The organism is Deinococcus rhizophilus (assembly GCF_030271215.1).
Classification (GTDB): domain Bacteria; phylum Deinococcota; class Deinococci; order Deinococcales; family Deinococcaceae; genus Deinococcus; species Deinococcus rhizophilus.
Genome location: NZ_JASNGB010000151.1, coordinates 733 through 7,206, shown reverse-complemented (window position 1 = coordinate 7,206; position 6,474 = coordinate 733). Strand labels below are relative to the sequence as shown.

5 protein-coding genes are annotated in these 6,474 nt (G+C 70.4%); 1 reads left to right on the top strand and 4 read right to left on the bottom strand.

The genetic code is table 11. The features are described from left to right. Nucleotides 1-163 precede the first annotated feature (163 nt). On the top strand, nt 164-913 hold the full coding sequence (locus QOL99_RS13275) for a shikimate dehydrogenase (protein WP_285524505.1): 750 nt from the start codon (nt 164-166) through the stop codon (nt 911-913). Between the two features lie 98 nt (nt 914-1,011). Here the strand turns inward: QOL99_RS13275 and QOL99_RS13270 are convergent, their stop codons facing one another. The 4 genes from QOL99_RS13270 to QOL99_RS13255 all read right to left on the bottom strand — a co-directional run. Next, a complete protein-coding gene (locus tag QOL99_RS13270; protein WP_285524504.1) occupies nt 1,012-2,016 on the bottom strand; it encodes an ABC transporter permease in 1,005 nt (334 codons plus the stop codon). A 4-nt stretch (nt 2,017-2,020) separates the two neighbouring features. Beyond that, nucleotides 2,021-3,058 carry an ABC transporter permease gene (locus QOL99_RS13265; protein WP_285524503.1) on the bottom strand — a complete coding sequence of 346 codons (1,038 nt, stop codon included), beginning with the start codon at nt 3,056-3,058 and terminating at the stop codon, nt 2,021-2,023. A 95-nt stretch (nt 3,059-3,153) separates the two neighbouring features. After that, the gene (locus tag QOL99_RS13260) at nt 3,154-4,731 is read right to left on the bottom strand and encodes an ABC transporter substrate-binding protein (protein ID WP_285524501.1); all 1,578 of its coding nucleotides are present in this window, start codon (nt 4,729-4,731) and stop codon (nt 3,154-3,156) included. Nucleotides 4,732-4,937: 206 nt separating this feature from the next. Further along, nucleotides 4,938-6,474: S8 family serine peptidase (locus QOL99_RS13255; protein WP_285524499.1), on the bottom strand; the 1,537-nt coding region annotated here is incomplete at its 5' end.

The window sequence follows — 6,474 nt, the reverse complement described above, 5'->3', positions numbered from 1 at the left end:
GGCTCGCCCGCACCCGACTCGCCTGCTGTGAGCGGCGCGACCCAGGGCGACGGCGCCAAGCAGGGCGACCAGAAGCGCCAGAACTGAGTTTTTCTCCCCGCCCCGGCGCTGCCCCCAACTGGAGGCGGCGCCGCTTCCCTGCCGGGCGCTAGACTGCCCCCCGATGCGCCCCCCCAGCGAGTCCCCCCTGGCCCTGATCGGGTATTCCGCCGACGCCGCCCGCGCCCTGCGGGGAGCCGGTCTGCTCGCCGTGCCTGTCCCCGACGAGGACCCCGCCGCCGTGCTGGACGCCTGCCGCACCCTGCGCTTCGTGGGGGCGCTCGTTCACCCCTCGCGCGAGGTGGCCTTTGCCGGACACGTGGACCCCGACCCCGATGCCCGGCGGGTGGGCCGGGTGGACGCGGTGGCCTTTGGGGCGGGGACGCACGGCACCTACGCCCTATCGGACGCGCTGATGGACGCGGTGGAGGGAAGCGGCTACGCGGCACGCGGCGCGGGCGCCCTGCTGCTGGGCTCAGGCAGTGACCTCGCCCGCGCCCTCCCGCTGTTGCGGCTGGGTTTCGGGAGCGTGGGCATCGTGGCCGATTCCTACCCCGAGGCCGAACGCTTCGCCCGCGAGGTGCCTGCCGGAGTCCGCGCCTTTCCGGTGGGGCGGCGTGACTCGGCCCTCACCTCGCTCTCGGAGCGGGCCGACCTGGTCGTGCTGACGGGCGGGCCCCTTCCCACCGGCCTGCTGCAGCCCTACCACACCCTCGTCGACCTGACCGGGCAGGCGGGCACCGGGGGCAGCGGCGCGGCGCGGCTGGACCTCGCCCGCCTCTCCGAACTGCGGCTGGTGCGGCAACTGCTGCATGCCACCGGGCAGCGTTATCGCCCCGAGGACCTGAGCGACCTCGCGGCGGCCCTGGCCTGAACGCAGAGCGCCTGAACAAAGAGCGCCTGAATGCAGAGGGGGCAGAGGACCGGGACGTTTCTCCCACCCTCTGCCCCCCTCGCTGTTGGTGACTGCTGCTACTGCGTGCTTCGGGGGTCCAGCACGTCCCGCAAGCCGTCTCCGAGCAGGTTGAAGCCCAGCACAGTCAGGAAGATGGCGAGGCCCGGAAAGATCATCGTCCACGGCGCGTCGATGTAGTACTGCCGCGAGTCGCTGATCATGGTGCCCCACTCGGGCAGGGGCGGCTGCGCCCCGATCCCCAGGAAGCCCAGCGCGGCGACCTCGATGGTGGCCGTGGCGATGCTCAGTGCCCCCTGCACGATCAGGGGCGAGAGGCTGTTGGGCAGCACGTGCCGGAAGACCATCCGGCCCTGGCTGGCTCCCAGCGCCCCCGCCGCCTGCACGAACTCGCGCTCGCGCACGCTCAGGACCACCGCGCGGGCCAGCCGCATATAGACGGGCACCTGCACCAGCGACACCGCCAGCATCGCCGTGACGAGTTGCGGGCTGTTCAGCGCGAAGAGCCGGTCGAGTGCCGCGATGGGGAGCGGCGGCGTGTCGCTGGAAAAGATACTGGCGAACCCGATGGCCAGCAGGATGGACGGAAACGCCAGCATCACGTCGCTGAGGTAGCCTGTCACGGTGTCCAGCCAGCCGCCGAAATACCCGGACAGCACGCCCAGCAGCGTGCCCACGACCAGCGCGAGCAGCGTGCTGGCGATGCCGACTTTCAGGCTGAGCTGGGCACCGTGCAGCACCCGCCGGGCGACGTTGCGGCCACGGTCGTCGGTGCCGAACGGCGCGGCCCAGATGTTGGTCCTGCCCGTGACCGGGTCGGTGTAGGCGGCGGCGACCTCCTCGTTCCAGAGGGCAGCGACGCTGGGCGGCTTGAGGCGCTGAATGAAGTTGTTGGGTTCCGACCGGGCGTCGTAGGGGGCCAGCCACTGGGCAAAGATCGCCAGCAGCGCGAAGGCCGCCACGATGGCGGCGCCCACCTTGCCCGGCGTAGAGCGGCGGAAGCGGCGCCAGAACACGCTGGGTGCCCGGCCGGTCTTGGGAGGAGCAGGAACAGCGGCAGTCATGAACTCACCTGTACTGGATGCGCGGGTCGAGGGTGGCGTAGCTGAGATCCACGAGCAGGTTCACCACGCTGACCACCAGCGCCGCGAAAATCACCCCGCCCTGAATGACGGGATAGTCGCGCAGGCTGATCGCGTCGTAGACCCACGAACCCAGCCCCGGCCACGAAAAGATCGTCTCGGTCAGGACCGCGCCGCCCAGCAGCGCTCCGGCCTGCAACCCGATCACCGTCACGACCGGCAACATGGCGTTTCTCAGCGCGTGCTTGAGAGTCACGCTGCGGGCCGAGAGCCCCTTGGCGCGTGCGGTGCGGACATAGTCCTGCCCCAGCACGTCCAGCAGGCTCGAGCGGGTGATGCGGGCGATGATCGCCAGCGGAATGCTGCCCAGCGCGATGGCCGGGAGAATCAGGTGCCGGACCGCGTCCCAGGCGGCGGCCGGTTGCCCGCGCAGCAGCCCGTCGAGCACGTAAAACCCGGTGACCGGCTCCAGCACTGTCTCGTTGCCCAGCCGCGCCGAGGGCGGCAGCCAGCCCAGCCGCACCGCGAAGAAATACGACAGCAGCAGCCCCAGCCAGAACACCGGCATGCTGACGCCGACCAGACTGACTGTGGTCGCCAGGTTGTCCCAGGCGCTGTTGCGCCGCAGCGCCGCGATGATTCCGGCGGGCAGCCCGATCAACAGGGCGAACAGCAGCGCCGCGATGCTCAGCTCGGCGGTCGCCGGGAAGCGCGAGGCGAGTTCGTCGCGCACCGGGATATTGCTTTTCAGGCCGCTGCCCAGGTCCCCTTGCAGCAGTCCGGCCACGTAGCGCGGGTACTGCGCGTCCAGCGGGTTGCCGAGGTTGCCGAAGTTGATGAACCACGGCTTGTTCAGGCCCAGTTGCTCGCGCAGGGCCGCCGCTGCGGCCGGGGTCGCCCGCTCGCCCAGCAGCGCGGTCGCCGGGTCGCCGGGAATGGACCGCACAAAGGCAAACACCACCACGCTGATTCCGATCATGACCAGCAGGGTCCGCAGCAGGCGGCGAATGACGTAACTGCCCAAGATGTCGGCTCCTCTCTCGTGAGCATGGGGGAGGGCGCGGGGCGGGCTTTCCGATTCTGCCCACGGTCCCGCGCCCTCCCGTTAGAAATGGCGGCTTAGCGCTTGCCGACCAGCGAAATGTTGTTAAAGGCCTCGCTGCCCAGGGGGCTGGGCACCCAGCCGCGCACGTAGGTGCGGGCGGCGGCCAGCGGCTGGCTGTGCACCATCGGCAGGCGGTAGTTGGCCTTGTAGGTGATCTCGTGCAGCTGGCCGTACACGCGGGCCTTGGCGGTGCGGCCCACGGCGGCGCGGCCCTGTTCCAGCAGGCGCTGCAGCTCGGCCGGGTTCCAGTTGATATCGTCGCTGGCGGTCGGGCCGTAGTACGCCCCGTAGAAGTTGTCGGGATCGCCGTAGTCGCCGGTCCAGCCGATCATGTACATGTCGAAGCCGGGTTCCTTGTTGCGGCTTTCCAGGTACTTGGCCCAGTCCTCGGTCTTGAGGTTGACCTTGATGCCGATGGCGCTGAGGTCCGCGGCGATGGCCTCGGCGATGGGCTTGGGGGTGGGGAAGTACGGGCGGCTGACCGGCATGTACCACAGGTCGATGGAAAAGCCGTTCGGATAGCCCGCGTCGGCCAGCATCTTCTTCGCGGCGGCCGGATCGAACCGGTAGGTGGCCGGGACATTCTTGGAGTTGGCCCAGGCCAGCACGGGCGGCAGGAAGCTGGCGTTGCTGATGCCCAGCCCGTTCCAGAAGGCGTCCACGATGGCCTTGCGGTTGATCGCCATCGAGATGGCCTCGCGCACCTTGTCGTTCTTGATGTACTGGTTGCGGTTGTTCAGGCTCAGGAAGCCCACGTTGAAGGAGGGCTTCTTGACCGCCGTGAGGTTGCGGTCGGCCTGCACACTCCGCAGGGCGTCGGGCGTGAGGTCGGAGGTGAAGTCGATGGTGCCCGCCTTCAGCTCGTTGAGGCGCTGCGAGGAGTCCTTGATGGCGCGGATAATCAGGCCGTCCACCTTGGCCTTGGTGCCCCAGTAGGTCTTGTTGGGCGTGAGGGTCACCCGGTCACCCGTGCGCCAGCTCTGGAAGATGAAGGGCCCGGTGCCGATGGGCTTGCTGGCCGGAGTGCCGTACTTGGCCCCGTCCTTTTTGATGGCGGTCGGGCTGGCGATGCCGAAATACCCCGCGCCGATCACTTCCGGAAAGACGCTCGACGACTTGTTCAGGTCGAAGCGCACGGTGGTGTTGTTCACCTTGACGATGTTCTTGACGACCGAGGTGGCGTCGCCCTTGTAGCCGCCCAGCAGCTGGCCCCAGATCTCGAAGGTGCGGCCCTGGTTGCGGAAGCCCTGCGGATGCTTGGGGTCCCACCAGCGGCTGAAGTTGTACACGACCGCGTCCGCGTTGAAGGCGGTGCCGTCGTGGAACTTCACGCCCTGGCGCAGGGTGAAGGTCCACTGGGTCGCGTTGGCGTTGCTGGTCCACTTGGTCGCCAGACCCGGCTCAGTGTCGGTGGTGCCGTCCTTGAAGGCCACCAGCGTGTCGTAAATCTGGTGCTGCACCAGGATGCTGATGCCGTCGGTGATGTTGCCCGGCTCCAGGCTGACCGGGTCGCCGTTGGCGCCGTAAACGAGGGTCGCGGCACCGGCCGTGGGCAGCGTGGTGAGCAGGGCGGTCAGCAGCAGTTTCTTCATGAACCCTCCGGGTACGCCGCCATGCCCCCCTCGGACCACGGTGGTCCGGGCAGGGAAACATGAACGGCAGCTCAAGCTCTGAACGTGCGCTCAGGGTAGGCGGCGGCGGGAGGACTGTCAAGCAGGTCACAGAGGGCAGACAGGGGGCAGCCCCGGGCCGGAAAGTTCCGCACCCAGGGCTGCTGCAAAGAGCCTTGGCCCCGCGCTCAGGGGGCTGGACTCAGCTCGCCCAGGTCGACCCGCGTCCGGTCCGGCCCCAGCGTGGCCCCGCGCTCGGTACCCGGCTCGTGCGTCTCGCCGTAGATGCCGTTGCCGTCGCGGTCGCGCCCGGCCAGCGCCCGGAAGGTGCCGTCGGGCAGGTAGGCCGTGAAGCGCCCCAGCGCGTCAAGCGCGGGCTGATAGGCCAGGCCCCGCGTGTCCCACAGCCGCAGGCCCAGGGTGTCCGTGACCGCCGGAGCCCCCAGCGCCGCCGCCGCGTTGACCATCCCGTACCCGAAGGCGTCGTCGCGGCCACTGGTCCCCATGTCGGTCGCCGTCTCGACCAGCCGGGCCAGCGTGTCGTCCCGGCCCTGGGTCACGCCCTTGCTGAGCAGCAGCGCGGCCAGCGCACTCACCTGCGGGGTGGCCTGACTGGTTCCGGCCTGCCCCATGTAGGTGGGCTGGTTCTTGCCGTAGTCCCAGTCGGTCGAGAGAATCACGTCGGCATAGGGGTTGCCGTTGAGCTGCCCGCCGTTGTGGTAGGTCGCTCCCGTCAGGTCCACCCCGCCCGGCGCGGCGAGCTGCACCGCCGGGTACCGGTTGGAGTAGCTGGCCTGGATGGGCGCACTGGCCCCCGAGAGGGTCACCGCCCCCACCGCCACCGCGCCCTCGCAGGCGGCCGGGTAGTAGGGAGTGGTGCCGTAGCCGTTGCCCGCCGCCGCGAAGACCAGCGCCCCGGCGGCCGTGGCCTCCGCGACCGCCTCGCACAGCGGCGCGGCCTGGCTCGCGGGGATGTCGCCCCCCAGACTCAGGTTGATGATCTGCGCCGGACGGTCCAGCCGGTAGGTGTGCGTGCCCAGCGTGACGGGCAGCCCCGCCGCGTAGCGCACCGCGTTCACCACGTCCGAGACCTCGGTGTTGCCCTGCGCGTCGATGGCGCGCAGGGGCAGGACCTTCACCGGCGCCTTGTAGGCGGCGCCCACCACCCCGCTGGTGCTGCACCCCGCGCAGCCGGGAAACGCGGCGATCTCGCCCCAGCGGGCCGCGATGATGCCGCTGACGTGGGTGCCGTGGCTGCCCCCCCGGCGGGCCGGGGTGCCGGGGTCGGTGGGGTCACGGTCGGGGCCGTCCCCGTCGCCGTTGTCGTAGGCCCCCGCCTGGCCTGCGGGCACGAAGCCCAGCACGTCCAGCGCCCCCTCGTCCGGCCCCAGCAGCGACCCGGCGAGGTCCGGGTGGTCGTAGCGCACCCCCGAGTCCACGACCGCCACCGTGACGGGCCGGGTGTAGCCTCCGTCCTCCATGTCGCGCCACACGGCCCGGTACCCCAGCAGGCGGTAGGCCCACTGCAGGCCCGCGTACTCGTCGGTGGGCTCGACCGGGGCCGCCGTGGCCTGGGCCCGCAGCACGGCGTTGGGCACCGCGTACTCCACGTTGGGGTCACGCCGCAGCGCCGCCAGCGTGCCCGCCACATCGTCCGTGACGAGTTCGGCCCGCCGCCCGCCGAGGTCCTGCCGCGCCGCCGGACCGATCTGCTGCAGGGCCGCG